The 26,665-nt window shown below is 69.9% G+C and carries 25 protein-coding genes; 13 read left to right on the top strand and 12 right to left on the bottom strand.

Annotated elements, in window-relative coordinates:
- Positions 1–51 precede the first annotated feature (51 nt).
- Together ON26_RS01000 and ON26_RS01005 are read right to left on the bottom strand one after the other, a co-directional pair.
- Positions 52–402: a VOC family protein gene (locus tag ON26_RS01000; RefSeq protein WP_040794019.1), complete on the bottom strand. Its 351-nt coding sequence runs from the start codon at positions 400–402 to the stop codon at positions 52–54.
- A gap of 65 nt (positions 403–467) precedes the next feature.
- Positions 468–1,295 carry a MerR family transcriptional regulator gene (locus ON26_RS01005; RefSeq protein WP_040794020.1) on the bottom strand — a complete coding sequence of 276 codons (828 nt, stop codon included), beginning with the start codon at positions 1,293–1,295 and terminating at the stop codon, positions 468–470.
- Between the two features lie 145 nt (positions 1,296–1,440).
- Between ON26_RS01005 and ON26_RS01010 the strand changes: the two genes are divergently transcribed.
- Positions 1,441–1,773, top strand: a complete 333-nt coding sequence (locus ON26_RS01010) for a YbaB/EbfC family nucleoid-associated protein (RefSeq protein ID WP_040794021.1) — start codon at positions 1,441–1,443, stop codon at positions 1,771–1,773.
- Between the two features lie 15 nt (positions 1,774–1,788).
- Positions 1,789–2,397 carry a recombination mediator RecR gene (gene recR / locus ON26_RS01015; protein ID WP_040794022.1) on the top strand — a complete coding sequence of 203 codons (609 nt, stop codon included), beginning with the start codon at positions 1,789–1,791 and terminating at the stop codon, positions 2,395–2,397.
- 12 nt (positions 2,398–2,409) lie between these two features.
- On the opposite strand, the gene ON26_RS01020 is transcribed toward recR, so the two are convergent.
- The 6 genes from ON26_RS01020 to ON26_RS01050 form a co-directional block, all read right to left on the bottom strand.
- Positions 2,410–3,057, bottom strand: a complete 648-nt coding sequence (locus tag ON26_RS01020; protein ID WP_040794023.1) for a hypothetical protein — start codon at positions 3,055–3,057, stop codon at positions 2,410–2,412.
- A gap of 62 nt (positions 3,058–3,119) precedes the next feature.
- On the bottom strand, positions 3,120–3,326 hold the full coding sequence (locus ON26_RS01025) for a hypothetical protein (protein ID WP_040794024.1): 207 nt from the start codon (positions 3,324–3,326) through the stop codon (positions 3,120–3,122).
- Between the two features lie 284 nt (positions 3,327–3,610).
- Positions 3,611–4,321, bottom strand: a complete 711-nt coding sequence (locus ON26_RS01035; protein ID WP_040794026.1) for a type 1 glutamine amidotransferase — start codon at positions 4,319–4,321, stop codon at positions 3,611–3,613.
- Between the two features lie 46 nt (positions 4,322–4,367).
- Positions 4,368–5,600: a MurT ligase domain-containing protein gene (locus tag ON26_RS01040; RefSeq protein ID WP_040794027.1), complete on the bottom strand. Its 1,233-nt coding sequence runs from the start codon at positions 5,598–5,600 to the stop codon at positions 4,368–4,370.
- A 143-nt stretch (positions 5,601–5,743) separates the two neighbouring features.
- Complete coding sequence (locus ON26_RS01045; RefSeq protein ID WP_245545679.1) at positions 5,744–7,432, bottom strand: hydroxysqualene dehydroxylase; 1,689 nt, start codon at positions 7,430–7,432, stop codon at positions 5,744–5,746.
- 133 nt (positions 7,433–7,565) lie between these two features.
- Positions 7,566–8,609 (bottom strand): EamA family transporter, encoded by a 1,044-nt coding sequence (locus tag ON26_RS01050; protein ID WP_051026463.1) that lies wholly within the window; start codon positions 8,607–8,609, stop codon positions 7,566–7,568.
- Positions 8,610–8,738: 129 nt separating this feature from the next.
- Here ON26_RS01050 and ON26_RS01055 point away from each other — a divergent pair, with 129 nt between their 5' ends.
- Positions 8,739–9,635, top strand: coding sequence for a LysR family transcriptional regulator (locus ON26_RS01055; protein WP_040794029.1), 897 nt, complete (start codon positions 8,739–8,741; stop codon positions 9,633–9,635).
- Positions 9,636–9,767: 132 nt separating this feature from the next.
- Here the strand turns inward: ON26_RS01055 and ON26_RS01060 are convergent, their stop codons facing one another.
- On the bottom strand, positions 9,768–11,540 hold the full coding sequence (locus ON26_RS01060) for a MinD/ParA family ATP-binding protein (protein WP_085998925.1): 1,773 nt from the start codon (positions 11,538–11,540) through the stop codon (positions 9,768–9,770).
- A 218-nt stretch (positions 11,541–11,758) separates the two neighbouring features.
- Positions 11,759–13,552 (bottom strand): 2-isopropylmalate synthase, encoded by a 1,794-nt coding sequence (gene leuA / locus ON26_RS01065; protein ID WP_040794030.1) that lies wholly within the window; start codon positions 13,550–13,552, stop codon positions 11,759–11,761.
- A gap of 212 nt (positions 13,553–13,764) precedes the next feature.
- Here leuA and ON26_RS01070 point away from each other — a divergent pair, with 212 nt between their 5' ends.
- From ON26_RS01070 to ON26_RS01085, 4 genes are all read left to right on the top strand, one after another.
- A complete protein-coding gene (locus ON26_RS01070) occupies positions 13,765–14,532 on the top strand; it encodes a sulfite exporter TauE/SafE family protein (protein ID WP_040794031.1) in 768 nt (255 codons plus the stop codon).
- Between the two features lie 75 nt (positions 14,533–14,607).
- Positions 14,608–16,419 carry an alpha/beta hydrolase gene (locus ON26_RS01075; RefSeq protein WP_245545680.1) on the top strand — a complete coding sequence of 604 codons (1,812 nt, stop codon included), beginning with the start codon at positions 14,608–14,610 and terminating at the stop codon, positions 16,417–16,419.
- Positions 16,420–16,510: 91 nt separating this feature from the next.
- On the top strand, positions 16,511–18,130 hold the full coding sequence (locus tag ON26_RS01080) for a GMC oxidoreductase (protein ID WP_040794033.1): 1,620 nt from the start codon (positions 16,511–16,513) through the stop codon (positions 18,128–18,130).
- 94 nt (positions 18,131–18,224) lie between these two features.
- Complete coding sequence (locus tag ON26_RS01085; protein ID WP_051026478.1) at positions 18,225–19,109, top strand: hypothetical protein; 885 nt, start codon at positions 18,225–18,227, stop codon at positions 19,107–19,109.
- 13 nt (positions 19,110–19,122) lie between these two features.
- Here ON26_RS01085 and ON26_RS01090 read toward each other — a convergent pair whose 3' ends face one another.
- Together ON26_RS01090 and ON26_RS01095 are read right to left on the bottom strand one after the other, a co-directional pair.
- The gene (locus ON26_RS01090; RefSeq protein ID WP_040794034.1) at positions 19,123–19,578 is read right to left on the bottom strand and encodes an SRPBCC family protein; all 456 of its coding nucleotides are present in this window, start codon (positions 19,576–19,578) and stop codon (positions 19,123–19,125) included.
- A 315-nt stretch (positions 19,579–19,893) separates the two neighbouring features.
- Positions 19,894–20,307, bottom strand: a complete 414-nt coding sequence (locus ON26_RS01095; protein ID WP_040794069.1) for a secondary thiamine-phosphate synthase enzyme YjbQ — start codon at positions 20,305–20,307, stop codon at positions 19,894–19,896.
- 171 nt (positions 20,308–20,478) lie between these two features.
- On the opposite strand from ON26_RS01095, the gene ON26_RS01100 reads away from it, so the two are divergent.
- The 6 genes from ON26_RS01100 to ON26_RS01125 all read left to right on the top strand — a co-directional run bounded on the left by ON26_RS01100 (position 20,479) and on the right by ON26_RS01125 (position 26,560).
- Positions 20,479–21,465: an alpha/beta hydrolase gene (locus ON26_RS01100; RefSeq protein WP_083883643.1), complete on the top strand. Its 987-nt coding sequence runs from the start codon at positions 20,479–20,481 to the stop codon at positions 21,463–21,465.
- A 45-nt stretch (positions 21,466–21,510) separates the two neighbouring features.
- On the top strand, positions 21,511–22,338 hold the full coding sequence (locus ON26_RS01105) for an SDR family NAD(P)-dependent oxidoreductase (protein ID WP_040794035.1): 828 nt from the start codon (positions 21,511–21,513) through the stop codon (positions 22,336–22,338).
- A gap of 45 nt (positions 22,339–22,383) precedes the next feature.
- Positions 22,384–23,142 (top strand): hypothetical protein, encoded by a 759-nt coding sequence (locus tag ON26_RS01110; protein WP_040794036.1) that lies wholly within the window; start codon positions 22,384–22,386, stop codon positions 23,140–23,142.
- 112 nt (positions 23,143–23,254) lie between these two features.
- Positions 23,255–24,520, top strand: coding sequence for an aspartate kinase (locus ON26_RS01115; RefSeq protein WP_040794037.1), 1,266 nt, complete (start codon positions 23,255–23,257; stop codon positions 24,518–24,520).
- 3 nt (positions 24,521–24,523) lie between these two features.
- Entirely contained in the window at positions 24,524–25,558 is a 1,035-nt protein-coding gene (locus ON26_RS01120) for an aspartate-semialdehyde dehydrogenase (protein ID WP_040794038.1), read from the top strand.
- Positions 25,559–25,645: 87 nt separating this feature from the next.
- Positions 25,646–26,560, top strand: a complete 915-nt coding sequence (locus ON26_RS01125) for an aminotransferase class IV (protein ID WP_040794039.1) — start codon at positions 25,646–25,648, stop codon at positions 26,558–26,560.
- Positions 26,561–26,665 lie beyond the last annotated feature (105 nt).

Below are 26,665 nucleotides of genomic sequence, written 5' to 3' on the forward strand. Positions count from 1 at the left end.
TGCTCTCGGGCGCGTCCGGGCGTCGGTGGATGCTCGGTGGGTGCGGCGCGGTCAGCCTTCGGCGATGTCGAACAGGTTGCCCTCGGGGTCGGCCAGCGTGGTCCACACGACGCCGTATTCGTCGAAATCGCCCCGGTGTTCGGCGCCGAGGGCGATCGCCCGGTCGACCTCGGCCTGCCGGTCGGGGGCGTGCAGGTCCAGATGGACCTTGTTCTTTCCGGGCTCGCGGTCGCCGACCTTCAGGAACATCAGCGTCGGGGATTCGCCGGCCGCGCGGCCGATGGCGGCGAAGAACTCGTTCGCCTCCGGATCGACGGCGCGGCCGAGCAGTTCGCCCCAGAAGCGGGCCTGAGCGGCGGCGTCGTCGCAGTCGAAGGTGACGGCGGCGATGGACAGGGTCATCTCGTTCTCCTCTTACCTGGTGATGGGTGCCCGGTGATGCGATATCGGGCGGGGTCCGGCGGAGGTCACGCCGGGCTCGCGATGGGCCAGCAGACCTCGGTGCGGTAGTCGGCCGGATCGGCGGCATCGCCCGGACCGACGAGGTAGATCTCGCGCACCGGCTCGGCCAGCGCGTGATCGTGTTCGGCCACATGACTTCCGAGCGCGCCGTAGGTGCGGTCGAGCTCGCCGAACGAGCCGCGGTGCAGCGCGATCGCGACGTGCCGGGCGGGCAGGTCGACCAGCTCCAGGCCGGGGGACAGGGCAGCGCCCGCCGCCGCGTCGGCCGCGGGCACGGGGACATAGGCGAGCACTTCGCCCGCGTCGTCGGTGAAATAGTCCAGCGGATAGGTCGCGCCCGCGGGTCCGGCCGGTGTGGATCCGGCCTGAGCGATCGCCCGGTAGAGCCGGGGGTAGGCGGCCGCGCACCAGCGGTCGATGTCGTTCCTGCCGACGACTTCCCGGACGGCCAGCGCGCGGGTCTCGGGCAACGCGCGGTACTGCACCGGCACCGGAGCGGCCGGGGTGAGCAGGGCCCGCAGCGAAGCCACCACCTCTCCGGTCCGGCGCAGCTGCTCTTCCATGCGCTCCAGATGCGCGCGCAGCGCGGCGTCGCGGGCCGCGGTGTCGGGAGCCGCCAGTACGCCCTTGACCTCGGGCAGCGGCATGTCGAGCAGGCGCAGCCTGCGGATCAGCAGCGCCTGCTCGACCTGATCGGTGCGGTAACGGCGGTAGCCCGACCCCGGGTCGACCTCGGCTGGGGCGAGCAGACCGATGTCGTGGTAGTACCGCAGGGTTTTGACGCTGAGGTTCGAGAGCCGGGCGAACTCCCCGATGGCGACGGTCGCGGTCATGGGAGACAGCGAACACCCTCCAGTACGGGGAGAGTCAACTCGGCGTCCTCGTGTCCGCGGAGGGCAGACGTGGCCGGGTGTGCCGCGGTCCGGGCGCGACGGCGACTAGGCTGAACCGTGACAATCCCGCCAGAGAGGACGTGCCGTGCAGCCCGGTGGTCAGTTCGACATGCAGCAGTTACTCGCCCAGGCACAACAGATGCAGGAAGCGGTGATGCAGGCGCAGGCCGAGATCGCGGCCGCCGAGGTGACCGGCCAGGCGGGGAACGGGCTGGTCACCGTCACCCTCAAGGCCAGCGGTGAGGTCGTCGCGCTGACGATCGACCCGAAGGTCGTCGACCCCGAGGACGTGGAGGGTCTGCAGGACCTGATCATCGGCGCGGTCAACGACGCCTCCGCGCGCGCCCAGCAGCTCGCCGCCGAGCGTCTCGGACCGCTGGCAGGCGGCGGTTCGCTGCCCGGCCTGCCCGGTTTCTGATCGAGGACGCGTCGGTTGTACGAGGGGCCGGTACAGGATCTGATCGACGAACTGGGCAAACTGCCCGGCGTCGGTCCCAAGAGCGCGCAGCGCATCGCCTTCCACCTGCTGCAGGTCGAGCCGCCGGAGATCGACCGGTTGCAGGCCGCGCTGCAGAAGGTGCGTGACGGCGTGCGCTTCTGCGCGGTGTGCGGCACCGTCGCCGACGGGGAGCTGTGCAGGCTGTGCGCCGATCCGCGCCGGGACCGCACGATGATCTGCGTCGTCGAGGAACCCAAGGACGTGCAGGCCATCGAGCGGACCAGGGAGTTCCGCGGCCGCTACCACGTGCTCGGCGGCGCGCTCGACCCGCTCAGCGGCATCGGCCCCGACCAGTTGCGGATCAGGGAACTGCTGGCGCGTATCGGCAATCAGGAAGACGGGGTCGACGTCACCGAGGTCATCATCGCCACCGACCCGAACACCGAGGGCGAGGCGACCGCCACCTATCTCGTGCGGATGCTGCGCGATTTCCCCGGGCTGTCGGTCACCCGGCTGGCGTCGGGGCTGCCGATGGGCGGTGACCTGGAGTTCGCCGACGAGCTGACGCTGGGGCGGGCGTTGTCGGGACGCCGGGCGCTCTGAGAGCCGGGCGGCTCAGAACTCGACCCGTTCCCAGGTCCGTGCGTCGACGGTCGCCTGATCGCCGCGAGCCCAGGCCCAGATGAGTGCGGCGACGTCGCGGGGCTCGGTCAGCGTGAGGGCGTAGTGCCGGTCCGGCCCGCCGTCGCGGTACTCGACGGCGAATTCGCCGGGCGCGGTGCGGTAGGTCTGGATGTAGTGCTGCGGCTCCCGCTCGGCGATGAGATACGGGTTGGGCTCGGCGAGCTCGGGCACCCACTGGTGGATGAGCGTCTCGGTCAGATAGGGGAATTCCCCCGCCCCGCCGTGGCTCACGGTGACCTCCACCCGGTCGGCCGGGTCGATCAGCCAGGCCAGCTGCGGATCGTAGAGGGCGTAGCCGCGCGGCGTGCCGATCTCGAACAGCAGCGCGCGCACATGCCCGATCGCGTCGTACGGGCAGGCCACGTGCAGGACCGATCCGGTCGCGCTGCCGCCGACCTCGGCATTGTCGGCGAGAAAGGAATCCTCCTCCGGCAGCGCCGCATTGCGCTCGTCGACGATCGCGGCCATGGCGGTGACGGCCTCGGTCTGCGGCAGACCCTGCTGCGCGGTCAGGTAGTCGTCCACCTCGGACGGGGTGCGGGCGACACCGGAGGGCAACAGCACGTGGTCGTAGTTCACCCGGCCAGCCTAGTGAGGCACCGGCCGCGCGCCGCGCCCGCCGGTCGCACGAGGGCCCGCGATCACGCGCTGTACCGCTGCTCCTTCACCCCGGCGCAGGCGCAACCGCCCGCCACATCCGCGCAGTCGACGACGAAGGTGTGCCTGGCCCGATCGACGTCCACGCAGTCCGGCTCGGTGCACTCCGCCGACCAGTCCTCGTGCACGACCAACGTCCCGTGACAGTGGTCGACCCCGGTGTCGCATCCCCCGCAACCCGGTGCGCGCATGTGTCCTCCTGACTGGAAAATCGGTTCGTCGGTCGACCTAGATGACAACACATGCCACCGACACGCAGCGGCACCGGCACGCAGTGGACTCAGTTCTCAGCGGGCCGGCGTGGGTCGCCGCGCCGATTCGCCACGAGCATGCCGTGACCGCGGAGCGGCCGTCCTCCATTCATCGGGACCTGTTCGAGCGGATGTTGGTCGCCCAGGCGCGGTGCGAGGGTTCGACCCTGGTCACGGCCGACCCGAGGTGCCAGAAGTACGAAACTCCACTTCCGTCGTTGTGATCAGGCGCGGAGGCGTTCGCGGCGCAGCTGCTCCACCTCGGGGAGATCCAGGGGTGACAGGGACTCCACGCCGAGGGCTCGGGCGATGAGGAGGTCGGCGAGTTCGGGATTGCGGGCCAGGGCGGGACCGTGCATATAGGTGCCGAAGACCGAGCCCTGGACGACGCCTTCCATGCCGTCCCCGACGCCGTTGCCGACGCCGCGGGTGACGCGGGCCAGGCCCTTCGCATCGGGGCCGAGAGTTGTTCCGCCACGATGGTTTTCGAAGCCGGTGAGCGGTGCGCGCAGGCCGGGGACGACGGGGGAGGTGACGACCTCGCCGATGGCGCGCTCGTCCTGGGGGGAGGTGGTGACGTCGAGGAGGCCGACGCCCTCCACGCGCTCGCCCGAGGAGGTCTCGTACCAGTTGCCCAGCACCTGGATGGCGGCGCAGATGGCGAGCACCGGCGCGCCGTTCGCGGCGGCCTGCTGGAGGCCGGGGTACCGGCGCAGGTGGCGGGTGGCCAGGCGCTGGGCGGAGTCCTCGGCGCCGCCGAGGGTGTAGATGTCCAGCGATTCGGGCACCGGGTCGGTGAGGTTGATCTCCACGATCTCCGCGTCGTGGCCGCGCATGCGCAGACGCTGGCGCAGGACGAGCGCATTGCCGCCGTCGCCGTAGGTGCCCATCACGTCGGGCAGCACCAGCCCGATCCGTACCGTCGACTCACTCATGCTTCGTTCCCCGTGCTCCCCGTGCTGCCTGCTGCTGCGCGCGTGTTCACCGCGACTCCAGGTCCCGGTTCAGGTCGCGGAAGGCCGTGTAGTTGGCCAGCACCTCGACCTGCCCCGGCGGGCAGGAGGCGATGGCGCGCAACGGGTTCGCGACCGTGGTGTGCTCCACACCCGCGTAGGTGAGGCGCACCGCGAGGTCGGTGGCGCGTTCGCCGGCGGCCACCACCTTGACGTCCTCGAAGTGCTCGAACCGCACGTCCCACAACCAGGACAGGTCCTCGCCGTCGGGAACCTGGCCGTTCACCGCGATCACCAGCCCGGCCGCGGAGTGGTCGATCATCGACAGCGCTTCCTGCCAGCCCGCCGGGTTCTTCGCCAGCAGCAGCCGGGCGGAGTGCTCGCCCACCTGCACCGTCTTGTAGCGGCCCGCGATCTCACGCACGGTGCCCGCGGCGACCGCCGCCTTGGCCGGTTCGGCGCCGAGCGCGACCGCCGCCGCGACTGCCTGCGCCGCATTGCCGCGATTGGCACGGCCGGGCAGCGCCAGGTGCAGCGGGTAGCGGGTGCTGTCCGGGCCGACCAGGTCCTCGCCTTCCAGCGACCAATCCGGTTCGGGCCGTTCGAAATCCGCGCCGGTGCTCTTCCAGTGCGTGCCTTCCCAGATGATCGGCTCGCCGCTGCGCGGGCAACTGGTGGCGTCCATCGCCCAGCCGCTGCCCGCCGCCACCCAGACGACATTCGGGTGGTCGTAGGCGATGGAGGTCATCAGCACGTCGTCGCAGTTGGCGACGACCACCGCGTCGGGATGGCGGGCCAGGCCCGCGCGCAGCTTGCGCTCGATCATGTTGATCTCACCGACCCGGTCGAGCTGGTCACGGCTGAGGTTGAGCAGCACGATCGCGGCGGGGTTCAGCGCATCGGAGACGTGCGGCAGGTGCAGCTCGTCCACTTCGATGGCGGCCAGCGGCACGCCGGGGTGCTGACTCAGGGCGGCGACGATGCCCGCGTCCATGTTCGCGCCGTCGGCCTGGGTGGCGACCGAGCCCAGCGTGCTGAGGGCGGCGGTGGTCATCCTGGTGGTGGTCGACTTGCCGTTGGTGCCGGTGATGAGCACGGTCCGGCGTCCGCGGCCGAGCTGCTGCATGATCGTCGGCTCGATCTTCAGCGCGATCAGGCCGCCGATCATCGAGCCGTTGCCGCGACCGGCGCGCCGCGATGCCCACGACGCGGCCGCCGCGGCCCGCAGGGCGATCCGCCCGCGTATCGAAATGTCCGCCACGCAGGCGAGTGTATGTGCGATCGGCGCGACGGGCGCGCTCCGGGTCGGCGGGCGGATCCGGCCCGGGCTCGTATCCCGCGTCACCACGGCGTCGACGTAATCAGCGTCACTGCGCGACCGGTGCGCGAACGTCGGCACGCGCCTCAGACGTCGAGGGCGTTGGGCAGGCCCGCGGCGAATCGGTCGGCATCGATGCGGCGCAACGGCTCCAGCTCGGCGGCGCGGTGCAGGGTGTACATCGTGCACCGCGCCGCGTTCGAGCCGGTCGTGTCGAGCAGGGCGTTCACCGCGGCGCGCGCGGACTCGTTGGCGCCCTCCATGGTCGCCAGGTCCACATTGGTGCGCACGTAATCGCCTGCGAGGAAGAGGTTCTCGATCGCACCGTGCGGTTCCGGCCGCAGGTCCCAGGAGCCCGCGGTGTTGATGAGTAGCGGATCGGCGTTGGTGTTGCGGCCGGACTGCGCCTGCCAGACGATCGCCGGGTCGAGGAACCAGGAGTGCAGATCGCCGTCGCGCAGCAGTTCGGTTCGGTCGTTGAGGTGCGCGAGCATCTGGGCCCACACCTCGCGAGCGATCTCCTCGTGCGTGCAGTCGGTGGCGGGCTTGCCGTAGAGGATGCCGGGAGTGTGCCAGTCGGAGATGTCGACCGAGAGGCAGTCCTGCACGCTGCCGTCGCCGTACTCGGGCAGTTTGCGCGCCCAGAGAGTGTTCTGGCTGATGGAGGTCAGCGACCACGGCGAGTCGATGTAGGCGGTGTGACCGGGGGAGATGTCGACCGATCTGCGCAGGTAGAACTGGATGCCGGTCATCCAGTCGACGACGAGGCGGTGCATGCCCTCGAGTTCGGGACGGACCGCGAGCACCTCGGGCGACCACAGCGTGCGCGCCTGCTCGGCGGCCATGGCGACCACCACGTGATCGGCTTCCACGGTGCGTGCCGTTCCGGACTCGTCCACGATGCGGACCCCGGTGACGCGCTTGTCGCGCATCTCCAGTCCGCGCACCTCGGTCCCGAGGGCGAACCGCACACCGAGCTCACGCATCCGCTGGGTCCACGGGTCGATCCAGGTCAGGTTGGTCGGGCCGTTGAGCACCCGGTCGAGCGCGCCGTCGTTGCCGATGCCGAACGGGTTGCCCAGGAACTGCTCACCCATATTGCCGATGGTGCGCACGCTGGCCATGCTGTCCTTGGCGGCGACCATGATGCTGGTGAGCGTGCGCGAGAGCAGTGCGCGGAATTCGTGCGAGCGATCGTGCCCGCGGACGAACTCCAGCCAGGGCATGTACTCCCACTGCTGGAATCGACGCGCGTCGCAACTGGTGTTGAACACCATCAGCCGGTTGGCGAAGAACAGGCCCTCGGCGGGGGTGATCTTCAGCGCGGTCGACAGGGTGGCGCCAAGGGTTTCGGCGAAGCCGGGATGGCTCGGATCGGGCGGCGCCGCGAAGTCCAGTGCCACCCGGAAGTCGTCGCCGTCGCGGCGGGAGAACCGCGCCTCCGGCACCGCGACCAGGTTGTTCCACACCCCGTCCGGGTTCGAGCCGAACGGGATGCGCCGCATGGTGTCGGGGATGTGCTGGTAGAAGCCGGGGAAGAAGCGGAACCCGTGCTCGCCCGGCAGTTCCGGCCGGCCGCCGGACGCGCTGCCGGGGACCGGGATGCTGCGTGCCTTGCCGCCCAGCGCGCGGCGCTCGTAGACGGTCACCTCGAAACCACGCTCGGCGAGTTCGTGTGCGGCGGTGAGCCCGGCGACCCCGCCGCCGAGGACCGCGACCCGCCTGCCCTCCGCCGCGGCGGCATATCCGGCCCGCCAACCCGCCCCCGCTGTCATCGCGCCTACCGCAACCGCTCCGCGAAGAACTGTCCTCCGGGATACGGCCCACCGCTGATCCGCCATTCGCAATTCGCTGCCCAGCCTCGTCAACCTGCACCGTCGCACACACTGTAGGGATTCGGACCAGGGGCTATCCCACCCGCCCCCGCAACGGCCCGCGCTCGCCGACACCGATCACGGGACCATCGCCCGGGCGTCGCGCGTTGTCGGGGACACTACCGGGCGCCGGTGTCGCGCGCGCACTTTCCTCGATCCGCTCGGTGCTTTCCTCCCGCCGCGAAGATCGCCGCGACGTCGACACAGTGACGAACGCCCCCGCGATCACCACGACCGCGCCGAGCAGTTCGGCGGGCGTGGGGGTTTCGTCCAGGACCAACCAGGCGGCCGCGATGCCGACCACCGGGACCAGCAGGGACAGCGGTGCGACGGTGCCCGCCGGATAGCGGCTCATCAGGTACGTCCACAGCCCGGAGCCGGCGACCGTGCCGAGGGTGACCAGGTAGACGAGGCCGAAGAGCGCGCCCGGCGCGGTCGGGGCGGTGAAATCGGTCAGCGCGCGCAGGCCGGTGGTGGGGCCCTCGGTCACGGCCGACAGGACGAACAGCGGCACCGGCGGGATCACCGTCATCCACAGCGTCAGATGCAGCGGGTTGACCGGCGGTCCGGACGCGGGTGTGGCGGTGGTGGCCAGCCGCGAGCCGATATTGCCCAGCGCCCAGCCGAATCCGCCCGCGAGCGTGAGCAGCATCGGCAGCAGGGCGGCCTCGCCCATCCGGTCGGCGGCGATCACCGCGATGCCCGCCGAGGCGACGGCCAGGCCGATCAGCTGACGCGGGCGCAACCGTTCGCGTAGCAGCAGTGCGCCGAGCACCACGGTGAACGGCGCGGATGTCTGCAATACCAGCGAGGCGAGGCCGGTCGGCATGCCCGCGCGCATGCCGGTGAACAGGAATGCGAACTGCAGGATGCCGAAACCGATGCCGTAGAGCAGCAGCCAGCGCAGCGGCACCCGTGGGCGCGGCACGAAGATCAGCACCGGGATCGCGAGCACGGCGAAGCGCAGGGCCGCGTAGAACAGGGCGGGGAAATGGTCGAGTCCGGCGCGGATGGCCAGGAAGTTCAGGCCCCAGAGAACGACGACGGTGAGGCCGAGAATGCGGTCGCGAGTGGTCACCCGGTGATCGTGGGCCGGGTCGATTGATCAGGACAATCGAATAATTATGGATGAATACTGTAGTAATGCTTCACTTGCGAGGTAGCGGTGCCGATGTCCGATGACGGTGTGGCGGGGCTTACGCCCGGGATGTCTCTGGAGCGGCTGCGCGTGCTTCGGGCCTTCGCCGACCGCGGCACGGTCGCGGGCGCGGCGGACGCGCTGTCGATGACGCCTTCGGCGGTCTCGCAACAGCTGAAGGTGCTGGCCAGGGAGGCGGGTGTCGCCCTGCTGGAACCGGACGGCAGGCGGGTGCGACTCACCGACGCCGGACACGCGCTCGTGGTGCGCGCCGACGAGGTGCTGGCCGCGATGGACCGAGCCGTCGCCGAGATGGCGCACTACCGCCGGTCCCCGCGCGGCCGGGTGCGGCTGGCGCTGTTCCCCTCCGGCGCGGCGCTGCTGCTGCCGCTGGTGTTGCCCGCGCTGGCCGGCGGTGCGATCGATGTGGTGGCCCGCGACGAGGACGTGCCGCCGAGCGAGGTGCCGCGGCTGCTGGCCGACTACGACATCGTGCTCACCCATCGCGACGAACGCGCGCGGCCGCTGACCGGGCCGCGGGTGACGAGCCGGTTCCTCATGCGCGAACCCATCGATGTGGTCGTCGCGCCGGGCCACCGGCTCGCCGGGCAACGCGCGGTCACCCCGGCCGAACTGGCCGAGGAGAGCTGGCTCAGCGTGCGCGGCGGCTTCCCGGTCGACGACGTGCTCGAATCCATCGCCACCGTCACCGGCGTGCAGCCGCGGATAATCCAGCGCATCAACGACTTCCGGGCGATCGAAGCGCTGGTCGCGGTCGGGTACGGGGTCGCGCTGATGCCCAGGTTCGCGGTCACGAATCCGGGCCTGGTGGTGCTGCGGCTTTCCGGGGTGCGGGCAGCGCGGCACTACGACCTGGTCACCCGGCCGCGCGCCGAGGACCAGCTCGCGGTGGCGACCGTCCTCGCGGCCTTCGAACGGGCGGCGCGGCAGATCACCGCGGAGTGAGCTGATCCCGGTGCCGCGCAGCCTGGCCGACTGCGCCGGCCACGTTCGCGACCGTGTCGCCGACGGTGATCCACCGGCCGGACGCGGCGTGGCGGGTTCGGACGACGGCGCCGCCCGTGTCGCGGCCCCTGCTCAGTACTGGTGCGGTGGCGGGCCCGGGTACTGGTACTGCTGCGCGCCCTGGTACCCGAAGTCGTCGGCGACCATGGCGGCCAGCTCCAGCAGGGCGCGCCGGGTCGGCTTGCTCACCAGTTCCAGATCGATCTCGGCGCCCTCGGCGAGGTGGTCGTCGAACGGGACGATCTGCACCGCGCGGGTGCGGTCCAGGAACAGCTTGCGCAACTGATCCAGGTCGACGGTCGACGCGCCACGGCGGGATGCGTTGACCACCACGACGGTTCGCTCGACGAGCTTGCCGTAGCCGTGGTGCTCGAGCCAGTCCAGCGTGGCCGAGGCGCTGCGCGCGCCGTCGATGGCGGGGGAGGTCACCAGCACCAGCGAGCTGGCCATGTCGAGCACGCCCGCCATCGCCGAATGCATCAAACCGGTACCGCAGTCGGTGAGGATGATGTTGTAGAACGACTGCAGGATGCTGATGGCCTTGCGATAGTCGGCCTCGCTGAAGGCCTCCGAGACCGCCGGATCCTGTTCGGAGGCCAGCACTTCCAACCGGCTCGGCGCCTGCGAGGTGTGCGCGCGCACGTCCGAGTACCGCGAGATGTGCTGGTCCTCGAGCAGATTGCGCACCGTGGAGCGGGTCTGGCGCGGCACCCGGTGGGCCAGTGTGCCCAGGTCGGGATTGGCGTCGATGGCGATCACCCGGTCGCCGCGCAGCGAGGCGAAGGTGGAGCCGAGGCCCACGGTCGTGGTGGTCTTGCCGACGCCGCCCTTGAGCGAGAGGATCGCGATCCGGTAGTCGCCGCGCACCGGCTGATTGACGCGTTCGACCAGATCGCGGTGGACGATGTCGGCCGCGGACTCGCCGGGATTGATCATGCCGCCGGAGGCCTTGTGCATGGCCCGGCGCCAGCCGCTGCGCGGGGCGCGACGGGCGCGCTTGAGCAGGTTCAGATCGTTGACCGAGCTGCCGGGGGTTGGCATCTGGCCGTATCCCTGCGGTCCGGCGGGCTGCTGGCCGAAGTGACCCGGCTGACCGAATTGCTGCGGCGCGCCGAAACCTTGGGGTCCGGCGGGCGGCTGCTGCCCGAACTGCTCGGGCTGCTGGTGCGGTTGCCCCGGCAGCGGCTGACCGGGTTGTGGCTGCCCCGGCTGCGGCCGGTCCGGCTGGCCGAACTGCTGTTGATTCGGATCGAACTGCTGCGGCGGGTTCGGATCGAACTGCTGCTGAGGCTGTTCGAACTGCTGGGGCGGCTGTTCGAACTGCTGGGGAGCCTGCCCGAAATGCGGTTGCTGGAACTGCTGCGGGCCGTTCTGCCACGGCGGGGGCGGCGCATCCGGGGCGAAACCGGGTGGCGCGAAACCCTGTTGGGGCGGCGCGGACGGCGGCGGCGGGGGCGCCCAGCTGTAGATCGGATCGCCGTTTCCTTCCGGGGCGCCGCTCGGCGAGGGCGCTCCCGGCGGTGGCGGGGGCGTGAAGCCACCGGCCTCCGGAGCGGGGGCGTGCGCGAATCGACCACTGCCGTAGGCATCGAACTGCCCGGGGGCGGCCGCCTCGGGGCCGGGGGCGGCCACCGCGTGACCACCGGTGTTCGCCGGCGCGCTCGGCTCACCCGGCTCGACGGGACGCGAAGCGGCCGAGAAGTCGCCGCGCTCAGCGGATTCCGAGTCCGGGCCCGTCTGCTCGCGCTCGTCCTGTGCCGTCGGCGACGCGGAGGCTTCGGCCGTATCCGCCGAATGGCCCTGGAGCCAGGGCGGAGAGGTCGGATTGTGGTCGTTGTTTGTCACAGGTTCCCCCATCTGCTCAGGAAATTCGAGCAGAGAGCTCGGCGCTTGCGTGCGAATCAACGCTAGCAGGTGCGACCGGCTGTCCGCAGAGCGTGCCCTGGTCCCCTTCGGATGCCCTGGCCTGCTGATTCTCCGGGGTTACGGGCATTCGAACGCAGGGTTGCGCAGACACCGACGGCCGGGATCGCAGCGATTCCGGCCGTCGGTGCCGAAGTCGGTCAGCTGGCCCGGTTGACCGCCGAGACCACCGCGCGCAGCGAGGCGGTGGTGATGGAGGTCGCGATGCCGACGCCCCAGACCACCTTGTCGCCGATCGCGCACTCCACGTAGGCGGCGGCCTGCGCGTCGTCGCCCGCGGACATGGCGTGCTCGGAGTAGTCCAGCACCCGCACGTCGAAGCCGACGGCGGCGATGGCGTCCACGAACGCGGCCAGCGGGCCGTTGCCCTGGCCGGAGACCTCCTGCTCGACGCCGTCGACCTTGACCACCGCGGTGATCGAGTCGACGCCGCCGTCGGTCTCCGACGCGGTCACCTTCTGCCGGATGCGCTCCAGCGGGCGGATCGGGGCCAGGTACTCCTCGTGGAAGACGTCCCACATCTCCTTCGGGGTGACCTCGCCGCCCTCGCCGTCGGTGATCCGCTGCACCGACTGGGAGAATTCGATCTGCAGCCTGCGCGGCAGCACCAAGCCGTGGTCGGTCTTCATGATGTAGGCGACGCCACCCTTGCCCGACTGCGAGTTGACCCGGATGACGGCCTCGTAGGTGCGGCCCACGTCCTTCGGGTCGATCGGCAGGTAGGGCACCTCCCAGGTGATGTCGTCGACGTCGGCGTTCTGTGCGTCGGCGGCGGCCTTCATCGCGTCCAGGCCCTTGTTGATGGCGTCCTGGTGGCTGCCGGAGAAGGCGGTGTAGACCAGGTCGCCGCCGTAGGGATGGCGCTCGTGCACGGGCAGCTGGTTGCAGTACTCGACCGTGCGGCGGATCTCGTCGATATCGGAGAAGTTGATCTGCGGGTCGATGCCGCGGGAGAACATGTTCATGCCCAGGGTCACCAGGCAGACGTTGCCGGTGCGCTCGCCGTTGCCGAACAGGCAGCCCTCGATGCGGTCGGCGCCCGCCTGGTAGCCCAGCTCGGCGGCGGCCACCGCGGTGCCGCGGTCGTTGTGCGGGTGCAGCGACAGCACGATCGATTCACGGCGGGCAAGGTTGCGGCTCATCCACTCGATCGAGTCGGCGTAGACATTGGGTGTGGCCATCTCGACGGTGGCGGGCAGGTTGATGATCAGCGGCTTGTCCGGCGTCGGGGCGATGATCTCCGAGACCGCGTCGCAGACCTCCAGCGCGTAGCCCAGCTCGGTGCCGGTGTAGGACTCCGGGCTGTACTCGTAGCGCCAGTTGGTGTCGGGGTAGCGCTTCTCGATCTCCAGGCACAGCTTCGCCGCGTCGGTGGCGATCTTCTTGACCTGCTCGCGGTCGGCGCGGAAGACCACCCGGCGCTGCAGGATGGAGGTGGAGTTGTAGAAGTGCACGATCACGTTGGACGCGCCCGCGCAGGCCTCGAAGGTGCGCTCGATCAGTTCCGGGCGCGACTGGGTCAGCACCTGGATGGTCACGTCGTCGGGGATCGCGCCGTCCTCGATGATCTCGCGGACGAAGTCGAAATCGGTCTGGCTGGCCGAGGGGAAGCCGACCTCGATCTCCTTGTAACCCATCCGCACCAGCAGGTCGAACATGCGGCGCTTACGGGCCGGGCTCATCGGATCGATCAGCGCCTGGTTGCCGTCCCGCAGGTCCACCGCACACCAGCCGGGAGCGCGGTCGATGACCTTGTCCGGCCAGGTGCGGTCGGGCAGCGTGACGGGCTCGACCTCCTCGGCGAAGGGCCGGTAGCGGTAGGTCGGCATGGACGAGTTCTTCTGCGCGTTCCAGGCGGGCTGGTCGGCAGGAGCCTGCTTCGAGGGCGCGGTGATGGTGCGCGAGCCGGATACGAAGACGTCAGCGGGTGACATGCAATTCTCCAGGGTTGGTGGAATCCCAATGGGTGGGTCGACCGGCGCGGCGAAACCCCGCGACGGGAGCCGGTCCGATCAGAACCCGTCGCGGCGGCCGAGAAGAAGAGCCCGCTGCATGATGGGAGCCAGTTTAACGTTCGTTGCGGCGGCGGGTAAGGCCGGGTGCCGATTGCCACAGGTGAACTCACCAGCCGATAGCCTCCACGATCATGACCTGGCTCGAACAACTGGCGATCCTGGCGGCCGGTGTGGCCGCGGGTGGCATCAACACCATCGTCGGGTCGGGCACCTTGATCACCTTCCCGGCCCTGCTCGCCTTCGGGCTGCCGCCGGTCACCGCGAACGTGTCCAACACCATCGGCCTGGTACCCGGTTCGATCAGCGGCGTGATCGGGTACCGGCGCGAACTCAGCGGCCAGCGCGACCGGCTGCTGCGGCTGGGCACGGCCTCGCTGCTCGGCGGCATCACCGGCGCGCTGCTGTTGTTGTGGCTGCCCTCGGACGCCTTCGACGCGATCGTGCCGGTGCTGATCATCCTGGCGTTGATCCTGGTGGTGGTGCAGCCGCGGCTGGCCGCGTGGGTGAAGCGGCGGCGCGAGGAAGGAACCGTCGAAGCGCCCGAACACGGCGGGCTGACCCTGTGGGGCGCGGTCTACTGCACCGGCATCTACGGCGGGTATTTCGGCGCGGCCCAGGGCGTGCTGCTGCTCGGCCTGCTCGGCGTGCTCGTGCACGAGGACATCCAGCGGCTCAATGCCGTGAAGAACGTGCTGGCGCTGCTGGTGAACGCGGTCGCCGCGGCCATCTTCATCATGGTGGCCGAGGTGAACTGGCAGGCCGTCGCGCTGATCGCGGCCGGATCGATCGTCGGCGGACAGCTGGGCGCGCGGGTCGGGCGGAGGATGCCGCCGAATGTGCTGCGCGCGGTCATCGTCGTGGTGGGCACCATCGCGGTCGTGCGACTGTTGACCACATGAGCTCGACAGGACACGAACCGGATCTCCGCATCGAGGATGACGACATCCGCGGCTGTCACAGCGCAGGATGTGCACGTGCGTAGGTGGAAGATCGCGCTGGTGGTCCTTGCCGTGCTCGTCGCGCCCGCACTGGCGGCCGGATGCGCGCAGTCCGCGCGCGAACTCACGGTGCCGGCCAGGCTGGCCGCGGCGGCCGACGCGGCGCCGACCCCGCAGCTCGACTGGACCGATTGCGAGGACGAGCGGCTCGGAGGGTACCGCTGCGCACTCGCGACCGTCCCGCTCGACTACAGCAGGTTCGACGGGCCGACCATCGAGATCGCAGTGGTCAAGCAGCCCGCCACCGATCCGGACCGCCGCGTCGGGACACTGTTCGCGGCAGCGGGCGGGCCGGGTGATTCCGGCCTGGACTGGGCGCGGCGCGGACCGATGTTCACCGGGGAGATCAGCCGTCGCTTCGACATCGTGACCTTCGACCAGCGCGGCGTCGGGGCCAGCGCGCCGGTGCGCTGTTTCGCCGACGCCGCCGAGCAGGAACGGTTCTGGCGAACCGTGGTGCTGCCGCCGCTCACCGAGGAACAGCAGCGCGCGTCCGCCCGGGCGAGTCGGGCCTACGCCGAGGGCTGCGCGCGCTACAGCGGGGAGCTGTTGCCGCATCTGACCACCGTCGACGCCGCGCGGGACCTGGATCTGCTGCGCCGGGCCGTGGGCGAGGACCAGCTCACCTTCACCGGCGGTTCCTACGCCAGCTATCTCGGTCAGGTCTACGGCGCGCTGTTCGGCGAGCGGGTCCGCGCGCTGCACCTGACCTCGCTGATCGATCCGCAGGCCTACAGCGTCGACACCGCCACCCAGGTGGCGACCACGGCGGCGGGCACGCACGAGGTGTTCGAGGAGTTCCTGCGGCTGTGCGCGCAGACCGGCGGCGACGGATGCGCGTTCGCCGCCGGCGCCGAGCGCAGCGACCTGACCGGGGCCGCGCCGTCCGACTCGCCCGGTCCCGGCTCCGGACAGCCCGACCCGGGGCAACCGAGCACCGCAGTGCCCGGCAGCGGATCGCCGGGTTCCGAGCGGCCCGGTGATGATCAGCCCAGCACCCCGCCGACGAGCAGCGCAGCTCCCGGTGCCGGAAAGGCGGGCGGCTCCGGGGGCGCGCGCGTGACCACCACCCTCGAGACGGCGGTGGCCGACGAGGCCGCAGACCGCCTGCGCGAGCGCGACGCCGCGTTGTTCGACCGGCTGCGGGCAGGTCCGATCGTGGTCGGCGCGGGCGAGCGCGCGGTCCCGGTCGACTACGCGCAGGCGGTGCGGGCGCACGCGCTGCTGCTCTACGACGCCCGCCAGGGCTGGCCCGCGCTGGCGGGGCTGCTCGCCGAATTGGAGCGCGGCCCGGTCGGCGATCCGGAGATCGTGCGCCAGGCTCTGGCCGCGGACATCATCGACGCGAGCTTCCTCGATTCCTTCGTAGCTATCTCCTGTGCCGACACCGCGCTACCCCGTGATCCGGACCTCTGGCCGGAGTTGGTCGCCCGGGAACCGGACCGCACACCACCGTTCGGGGCCTTCTGGCTCTATGCCCGTCAGCCGTGCGGGGCGTGGACCGCTCCGGAAGACGATCCGCGCCGTGGTCTGACCCCGTGGACGCTCATATCGGACAAACCGGCGCTGCTGGTCAGCAATGAATTCGATCCGGCGACACCGCTGTCCGCCGCCGAGCGGGCACAGCAGGAAATGGTCAACGCCCGGCTTGTCGTGGTCGAAGAAGGCTACGGGCACCAGCCCACCGGCGACTGTGTCCGCAACCTGCGCGAGCGCTACCTGATCGACCTCCGCCTGCCCGCACCCGGCGCGACCTGCTCGACCCAGCAGCTTCCTTTCAGCTACTGAGCCCCTGGTCACACCCCGGATTCCGCGGTTCCACCCCGACATGTCGCGCGCTATCCTGCCTGCGCCATGCGTGATTGATGGAGGTGGCCCGGTGCGCAGACGCGCCCTGTTCAAGGCGGCCGGTGTGGCGGCATTGTTCGCCGGAGCGAGTTCGATCTCGGGAGTGCGACCCGCCGCCGCGGAGCCGTTCTGGTACGACCTGTTCCGCGAGTGGGTTCCGGAGATCTTCCAGCCCCTTCCGGTCCCGCCCGGACACTCCACCGCCCTGGTCATCGGTTCCGGTTTCGGCGCGTCGGTGACCGCGTTGCGCCTGGCGCAGGCCGGGATCCAGACCTCCGTGCTCGAACGCGGCTCGCGCTGGCCCAACGATCCGTGGCGGGAGATCTTCACCGGCGACGATCTGCCGGACGGTCGCGGCTTCTGGCATCGCACCAGCTTCACCGGCGTCACCAAGGTGCCGATGAGCTTCTCCTCCTTCGGCGGCGTGCTCGACTGCACCGAGTATCCGGGCATCGACGTCTGGCGCGCGGCGGCGGTCGGCGGCGGCTCGGTGATCTTCAGCGGCGTGATGGTCGCCCCGCCGCGCAAGCTGTTCGACGCGGTGTTCGGCGGCCTCGTCGATTACGGCGAACTCGACCGCGTCTATTACCCGCGGGTCCGGCAGCTGCTGCGGCTGAGCCCCATGCCCGCCGACATCTACGAATCCGCGCCGTTCGCGCATTCGCGCGCCTGGGATCAGCAGGTGCGCGCGGCCGGCTACGAGCCCCAGCCGAACGACTCGATCTTCGACTGGGACATCGTGCGCGCCGAGTTGGCCGGCGCGGTGCGGGCCTCGGCGACGGTGGCCCGCAGCAACCTCGGCAACTCCAACGGGGCCAAGTTCGACCTGAACAAGAACTATCTGAAATACGCCGAGGACACCGGCAAGGCCGCGGTCTATCCGGGGCAGCGGGTCGACGCGATCGCCCGTGAATCCGGCGGCCGGTACGCGGTCACCGTCACGACTTTGGATCCGACCGGCGCCGAATTGGGCACCCGCACGCTGACCTGCGACAAACTCTTCCTCGGCGCGGGCTCGATCGGCACCTCCGAACTCCTGGTCCGGGCGCGGGCCACCGGCGCGCTGCCCGATCTGAACGAGCACATCGGTGATGGCTGGGGCACCAACGGCGACGTGGTGCTGGCCAGGGGCGTGAGCAGTCTGGACGGGTTCGGTCAGGGCGTGCCCAGCGCGAGCCGTGTGCACGACGACTCGGACGTACCGCTGACCCTGGAGAACTGGTACATCCCGGGCATCCCGGTGGAGACCGGCGCGCTCGCCTCGCTCGGCATGGTGCTCGACTCGGCGCGCACCCGGCTCCACTACGACCCGGCCACCGACGCGGTCGGCCTGAACTGGAACCCCGCCGACCGGGAGCGGGTGGTCGATATCGCGCGCACCGTGGACGAGCGGATCGCCGCGAAGTCCGGCTCGCTGCTCGGCTTCCGCTCGCTGGGCTACGACGCCAACGGGCTGTTCACCGCGCACCCGCTCGGCGGCGCGGTGCTGGGCCGGGCCACCGACGAGTACGGCCGCGTGCACGGCCACCCCGGGCTGTATGTGGTGGACGGGGCGATGATCCCCGGCAGCACCGCCACGGTGAATCCCTCGCTGACCATCGCCGCCCTCGCCGAGCGCAATATCGAGCGGATCCTGCGGGACGGTCGCTGAGCGGGACGAGAGTGCTTCCGGCGGGCGCGGGTTCGTCCGTTTCGAGAGGGTGCGCCGGTTACCCTCGATCGGGACCGGCGTCGAAGGGAACATCGTGGTAGCGAGCACCGCCAACTCGGAATACGGCGCCGCGCCGGAGCCGGAGTCCGGGGAGTACCCGCGCAAGCCGCCCGCGTTCGCGATCGATTTCGCGATGCTGGGACTGGCGCTGGTCTCGGTGGTGCTGGTGGTCTGGATCAGCTTCTTCGACGTCCCCGAGAACACCTACCGCACCGTCGTGGCCGTGGACTACGCGATCTGCGCGATCTTCGCCGCGGAGTTCCTGTGGCGCTGGCACCGGGCGGGCTGGCCGTGGACGTTCCCACTGATCTACTGGTACGAAGTGCTCGGCATGATCCCGGTGGCCAGCCCGATCTTCCGCAGTCTGCGGCTGCTGCGCATCGTGGTGATCCTGGTGCGCCTGGCCAGGGTCGCCGACCGCGCGTTCGGCGACCGGGTGACCGCCGCGGTGGTCGGTCGGTTCGTGCGCACCATCGTCGATGTCATCAAGCGCCCGATGACCATCGCGGTGCTCGACGAGGTGGCGCACGTGCTGCGTACCGGGCACTACACCCGCAACATCGCGGCCGCGTTGGAGGAGAACCGCGCGGAGATGGACGAGATGATCGTCGAACTCATCAAGAAGGATCCGCAGGCGGGCAAGGTCCGCTACATCCCGTTCCACGACGAGATCATCCGGCTGATCGCCGACACCACGTTCCGCATCGTCTTCCAGGTGCTGGCCGATCCACGCACCGATGAACTGGTCTCGGACATGATCAGGGAGAACGTCGACCAGATCCGCGGCGCGGTGCGCGACGGGGTGCGGGTCGCGCCCGCGGCGTACGGGGTCACACACCATCACGAGACGGCGCGGCACAATCTCGGCAACTGCGAACCCGGCGAATGCGCCGACGACCGTATCCCGCCGGTGCGTTGATTATTCGATTTCGCTATATCGTGTGGTAGTTCTCGGATTCCGGGAAGCTCTCGGCGAATTCGGCGAAATTCTGTGCCGCCGTTTCGTGCCAGCGCTGCACCGTGCGTTTCATCAGCAGCCCGGGCAACGGCATCCGGGACTGTAATTCCAGGTGGTACCAGACCTGGGTGCCGCCGGAGTTCGCGGCCACTTCGAACCAGCCGCCGCCGCCGATGCCGCGCGAGCTGTCGACCACCTGCCAGGCGGCGCGATTACCGGTCCACTCGTATTCGAGGACCTGGAGATCGGAGCTGCCGAGGACGTCGGCTGTGACATAGACCCGGTGCGGCCTGCCGTCCTCGTGCCGTGTCGCCACCCGGGCATCGCTGTACATCGACCATTCCGGAAGCATTTCGATCGCCGCCACGAGGTCGAGGATGTGCTCGGGTCCGGCGTCGACCGTGAAGCGGATATCGGTTTTCGTGCGCATAGCGGGTACCTCCGCCCCCCGGTGGATCGATCTCGGCCGATTCTGCACAGCGCCGTTCCGATCCGTCAACCACGGGTTTTGCGCCGATTCGGGGCTACTCGCGAGTACGGCCGCGGGGCCGATTCCGGGGGTAGTGGCGGGCGGATGTGTGTAACTGCCGATAGAAGCGCTCGGCGGCCTTCCGCGTGAGCAATTTCGCTATCTTCGCGCGCCGCGTATTCCGGTGACTTTTATCACAGTTTGATCACGGAGTGATCACTGTTCCGAGATCGATCGCGGGCGAGTCGGAGGGACGCCCTGTCCGGGGCCGGTGGGTCAGGACGGATCGGCCAAGAACGACAGTCGCACCTGCCGGTCCGGATTGTCGACATTGAGGTCGACCAATGCGATCGACTGCCAGGTGCCCAGCGCGAGGCGGCCGTCGAGTACCGGCACCGTCGCGTACGGCGCGATCAGCGCGGGCATCACATGCGAGCGGCCGTGTCCCCGCGAGCCGTGCGCGTGCCGCCAGCGGTCGTCGGGGGGCAGCAGGTCGCGCAGCGACGCCAGCAGGTCGTCGTCGCTGCGGGCGCCGAGTTCGAGTACCGCGATGCCCGCGGTGGCGTGTGGAACGAAGACGTGCAGCAGTCCGTCGCCGCCGGTGTCGGCGGCGAACTTCGCGCACTCGGGGGTCAGGTCGTGCACCACTTCGGACCGGCCGGTGTGCACGTCGATCACGATGCTCTTCATGGGCATCATGTTCGTCGCGCGTGGCGCGGTCATCAAGGCGGCGGGCGGCTGTGCCCGACGCTGTTGACATCACCTGATGCAACATGAATCATGTGATTCACATGATGGTCCGTTCCGGGCCCGCCGCGACGCGCCGTGCGGTGGCCGGGGCGTAGCCGGAGAGGCGAAGCAATGACGCTCACCCCCGAACCCCGCCACCATCCGGACCGGGGCAGGCCGAGTCTGCAGTCGGCGATAGCGACCCGGCTGGTGCGCGAACTGGTGCGCCCGGTGCTTCGGCACGCGCCGGTCACCCCGCCGGTGCTGCGGGCGGCCGCTCCGCTGATCGACCTCGCCGCCCGGCTGTTGCCGGTGCGCACCGAGTTCGATGTGCAGACCCTTCGCGAGCAGGGGGTGCACTGCGAGATCGTCCGGGCCGAGGGCGTGGCGAGAGACTTCGCCCACGGCGCCGTCCTCTACTTCCACGGCGGCGGCTTCGTCGCGGGCGGCTTCCACACCCATCGCCGGCTGGCGGCCGCCCTGTCGGAGCGGACCCGCCTGCCGGTGATCCAGGTGCGCTATCGCTATCTGCCCGACGCCACGGTGCCGGAGTCGATGCGCGACTGCCTGGACGCCTACCGCTGGCTCCTCGGCCGGGGCGCCGCAGCCGAGTCGGTGGTGTTCGCGGGCGACTCGGCGGGCGGCTTCCTCGCGCTGAGCACCGCCCTCGGCACGGCGGCGGCGACACTGCCCGCGCCGGGTGCGGTGGTCGCGGTCAGCCCCTGGCTCGATCTGGATACGGCCGGGAAACTGGCCCACCGCAATGTGGCCACCGAGGCGTACCTGCCCGCCGCCGTCTTCACCCGCATCGCCGAACTCGGCTGCTACGTCGACGGTCGTCTCGACCCGGCGCTGTCGCCGGTCAACGGCGATATCGCCGCCCTGCCGCCGACCCTGCTGCTGGCCTGCGAGGACGAGTTCTTGCGGCTGGACTCCGAGGTCATGGCGGCCCGGCTGGCCGCCGCGGGTGTGCCGCACGAACTGCACATCTGGCGCGGGCAGATCCACGCCTTCCCCGCGGTGTTCCCCTACCTGCCCGAGAGCAGGGAGGTCACCGAGGTGATCGCCCGTTTCGTCCACGAGCACGTGCGCACCGCGGTCGCCGACTCGGCGGCCTGAACGCCTGCAGCCACCACCCACGCCTCGACCCACCAGGGGGAAACAATGTCAGAGCACTACCGGGGCCACGTCGCCGTCGTCACCGGCGCGGCCTCCGGAATGGGCCGCGAACTCGCCGTCGAGCTGGCCAGGCGCGGTGCGCGGCTGGCGCTGTGCGATGTCGACGCGGCCGGGCTCGCCGAGACCGCGGCCCGCTGCCGGGTGCAGCGCGCCGAGGTGCTGACCGAGGTCGTCGACGTCTCGCAGTTCGACCAGGTGCGGCGCTTCGCCGACGCCGTGGTCGAGCGCTACGGCGTGGTGAACGACCTGTTCAACAATGCGGGCATCGGCTTCGTCGGCACCGTGGAGCGCAGCGAGCTGAAGGACATCGCCCGCGTCGTCGACATCGACTTCTGGGGCGTCGTGCACGGTGTCAAAGCGTTCCTGCCGCATCTGATCGCCTCCGGCGCGGGGCGCATCGCCAACACCTCGAGCGTATTCGGGCTGTTCTCCGCGCCCAGTCAAAGTGCTTACAACGCCGCGAAATTCGCGGTGCGCGGCTTCACCGAATCGCTGCGCCAAGAGATGCAGATCGCCGGGCATCCGGTCAGCGTCAGCGTCGTCCATCCCGGCGGAGTTCGCACCCCCATCGCCAGGAACGCGACCGGCGTGGACGACGCCGAGCTGGCGAACCTGGCCGCGTTGTTCGAGCGCAATGCGATGACCAGCCCCGAGCGCGCCGCGCGGATCATCCTGGACGGCACCGCCGCCGGGAAAACCAAGATCCTGGTCGGCCCCGACGCCAAGGCGGCCGACCTGCTGGTGCGCGTGCTCGGCGGCTCCTATGCGGGTCTGCTCGCCAAGGCGAGCGCTCGCCTGTTCAACGGCCGATAGCGGCATCACACCCATCACAAGCGTCACCACCGACGAGGGAGCGTCATGTTCACCGAGGAGAATTTCCAGCGGGCGTTGCGCACGCCCCGCCTGGCCCGTCCCGTGCCGGAATTCCTGAACTCCAACCGGGGCGTGCCGGTGCGCGCGATCCCCGAGCACGAACTGCAGGCCACCACCAAGGCCTGGTTCGACGACTTCGAGCGCAAGATCGATTTCTACCGCAAGCTCGACGTCGATCTGTCCTGGCTGATGGACTGGGCCAAGAAGTACTGGTGGAGCTGGATCGACCGGGACATGAGCTACAACCACGAGCTCTACGCCGCCGACATGCGCTACACCGACGTCACCACCTTCGGGCGCACCATCGTCGGCATCGATGATTTCGTCACCTACAACATGGCCTTCTTCGCCGCCATCCCCGACTGGCGCTACGACCCGCTGCCCGGCCAGATCTACATCGACGTCACCCCGGAGGGCCGCGTCCGCACGGTCATCCGCTATATCGGCAGCGGCCACTGGAGCGGCCCGCTGCGGCTGTACCCCTACGACGAGACCGCGCCGGTCCTCTACGGCACCGGCCGTTTCATCCAGTGCAGCGCCGTCGATCGCTACCACTTCGATGAACACGGCCTGATGGAAGAGGGCGAAACGCTCTACGACTTCCTCGACGCCACCCAGCGCGCCGGAGTCCTTCCGCGCGATGACAGCTGGCAGTTCAAGGCCCTGTTCGCCGCCTCCAAACTGCCCGCGCTGGCCGACGATCTGCGCACGCGACTGCCGCTGCCCGGATGGGCCAAACTCTGATCGCCGCAGCGTGGCGCGGGTCACGCCGGAGGAGGTAGCCACCGGTTCCAGGGTGACCGGCCGGTAGTCTGGTCTGCTGTCAGCAGCCGCAAGCGATCTGGGAGGACCTGCCGTGGCTCTCGTTGTTCAGAAGTACGGAGGGTCGTCGGTGGCCACCGCCGAACGCATCCGGCGCGTCGCTGAACGGATCGTCGAGACCAAGAAGCAGGGGCACGATGTGGTCGTCGTCTGCTCCGCGATGGGCGACACCACCGACGAACTCCTCGACCTCGCCGAGCAGGTGGCACCCGCGCCGCCCGCGCGTGAGATGGACATGCTGCTCACCTCGGGTGAGCGCATCTCCAACGCGCTGGTCGCGATGGCGATCCACTCCCTCGGCGCGCAGGCCCGCTCCTTCACCGGCTCGCAGGCAGGCGTCATCACCACCGGGGCGCACGGCAACGCCAAGATCATCGACGTGACCCCGGGCAGGCTGCGCGAGGCGCTGGACGAGGGCACCATCGTGCTGGTCGCCGGCTTCCAGGGCGTCAGCCAGGACAGCAAGGACGTGACCACGCTCGGCCGCGGCGGCTCCGACACCACCGCCGTCGCGCTGGCCGCCGCGCTGGAGGCCGACGTCTGCGAGATCTACACCGACGTCGACGGCGTGTTCACCGCCGATCCGCGCATCGTCCCCGACGCGCAGCGCCTCGAGCAGGTCTCCTACGAGGAGATGCTGGAGATGGCGGCCTGCGGTTCCAAAGTTCTGATGCTGCGCTGCGTCGAGTACGCGCGCCGCTACAACGTGCCTGTGCATGTCCGCTCGTCCTACACCGACAAGCCGGGCACCTATGTCTACGGATCGATGGAGGACATCCCCTTGGAGAAAGCAATCCTCACCGGTGTCGCGCACGATCGCAGCGAAGCCAAGGTGACCGTCGTCGGTCTGCCGGACGAGCCGGGTTACGCCGCCAAGGTGTTCCGCGCCGTCGCCGACGCCGAGGTCAACATCGACATGGTGCTGCAGAACATCTCCAAGGTGGAGACCGGCAAGACCGACATCACCTTCACCCTGCCCAAGGCCGACGGCGCCCGCGCGGTCGAGCTGCTCACCAAGCGGCAGGGCGAGATCGGCTTCTCGCAGGTGCTCTACGACGACCTGATCGGCAAGGTCTCCCTGGTCGGCGCGGGTATGAAGAGCCATCCCGGCGTCACGGCCACGTTCTGCGAGGCGCTGGCCGAGGCGGGCATCAACATCGATCTCATTTCGACCTCCGAGATCCGGATCTCGGTCCTGGTCAAGGACACCGAGCTGGACGACGCCGTGAAGGTGCTGCACCGCGCCTTCGATCTCGGCGGTGACGAGGTGGCCGTGGTGCACGCGGGAACGGGGCGATAAGCAATGGGTGTACGTCTTGGTGTCGTCGGCGCGACCGGTCAGGTCGGCGCCGTCATGCGCAAGCTGCTCGAGGAGCGGAATTTCCCGGCCGACGAGGTGCGGTTCTTCGCCTCGGCGCGCTCGGCGGGCAAGACCCTGCCCTGGCGCGGCGGCGAGGTCGTGGTCGAGGACAGCGAGACCGCCGATCCGGCAGGCCTGGACATCGCGCTGTTCTCCGCGGGCGCGACCATGTCCCGGGTACAGGCCCCGCGTTTCGCGGCGGCGGGCGTCACGGTCATCGACAACTCCTCGGCCTGGCGCAAGGATCCCGAGGTGCCGCTGGTGGTCTCCGAGGTGAACCCGGAGGCCACCCGCAACCTGCCCAAGGGCATCATCGCCAACCCGAACTGCACCACCATGGCGGCCATGCCGGTGCTCAAGCCGCTGCACGACGCGGCGGGTCTGCAGCGCCTGATCGTCTCCAGCTACCAGGCGGTCTCCGGTAGCGGCTTGGCGGGTGTGGAAGAACTGGCCTCCCAGGTGCGGGCCGTGGCGGACGAGGCCGAGAAGCTGGTGCACGATGGCAGCGCCGTGCGGTTCCCCGCGCCGAACAAGTACGTCGCGCCGATCGCCTTCGACGTGATCCCGCTGGCCGGCTCGCTCGTCGACGACGGCAGCGGCGAGACCGACGAGGACCAGAAGCTGCGCAACGAGAGCCGCAAGATCCTCGGCCTGCCCGATCTGCTGGTCAGCGGCACCTGCGTGCGCGTCCCGGTCTTCACCGGTCACTCGCTGTCGATCAACGCGGAGTTCGCCGATCCGTTGTCGGTCGAGCGTGCCCAGGAACTGCTGGCCAAGGCTCCCGGCGTGAAGCTCGTCGACGTGCCCACCCCGCTGCAGGCGGCGGGCATCGACGAGTCGCTGGTCGGACGTATCCGCCAGGATCCGGGTGTGCCCGACGGCCGCGGCCTCGCGCTGTTCATCTCGGGCGACAACCTCCGGAAGGGCGCCGCCCTCAACACCATCCAGATCGCCGAGGTCTTGCTCAGCCGGCGCTGAGACCTCCGTGATCGAATACCGACGGGTGCGCCCGGTGCGAGAAATAAGGGGTTCTCTCGCACCGGGCGCTCCTGTTAGCCTGCGCCGGTGGCGAATCCTCATGCTCAGGTCTTTCTCGGTGATCGGCTCGTAGCGGCCGAAGACGCGCACGTGGGGGTCGCCTCTTCGGCAGTGCTGTACGGCCTCAGCGTGTACACGGTGTTCCCGGTGCACGTGGACGGCTCGGCCCGCACCGCCTTCCGGCTCCAGGATCACTTCCGGCGGCTCGAGGAGTCCTGCAAGATCATCGGCATCGACCGGTTCGCCGCGGAGTGGGACTACCCGCGCTTCGTCGCGACCGTGCGCGAACTGATCGCCGCCGATGCCCCGTCCACCGAGGTGTTCGTGCGGGCGACGGTCCACGTCTCGGCCTCGATCCCCGGCACCCGGGTGCGCGGCTGCGAGATCACCGTGAGCATGTTCGTCTACGACGCGGTGCCGATCGTTCCCCAGGACGGCATGCGCCTGAAATCCTCTCCGTGGCGGCGCATTCCGGACAATGCGATTCCCTCGCGCGCGAAAGTCAACGGCGCTTACGTGAATTCGGTGCTGGCCAAGCAGGATGCCATCGACAGCGGTTACGACGACTGCATCTTTCTCGACGGCAACGGGCACGTCTGCGAACTCAGCGCCGCCAATATCTTCCTCGTCCGCGGCGGCACCCTCATCACCCCTGATGTCTCCTGCGACATTCTCGACGGCATCAACCGCCGCACCATCCTCACCCTCGCCGCCGAGGACGGCATTCCGGTCGTCGAGCGCACGGTCGACCTGACCGAGTTGTACATCGCCGACGAGGTTTTCGTCACCGGCACCTCCGCGGGCGTCGCGCCCGTGACCGAGGTGGACGGCCGGATCATCGCCGACGGCAAGCCGGGGCCGCTCGCCGCGGCGCTGCGCAAGCGTCACGCGGAAGCTCTTCGCGCCGACGACGCGCACGGGTGGATCACCGCGCTCGACTGACCGCCGGCGCCTCGACCGCGCGCTGATCGGCCGGTTCCGGATCGGGTCGGCGACTGCCGTGTATGCCCACCGCATCCATCGGTGGCCGACCGACCCGCCCCGGAG

Origin of the sequence: Nocardia higoensis NBRC 100133 (assembly GCF_000308595.1) — a bacterium.
Lineage (GTDB): Bacteria > Actinomycetota > Actinomycetes > Mycobacteriales > Mycobacteriaceae > Nocardia > Nocardia higoensis.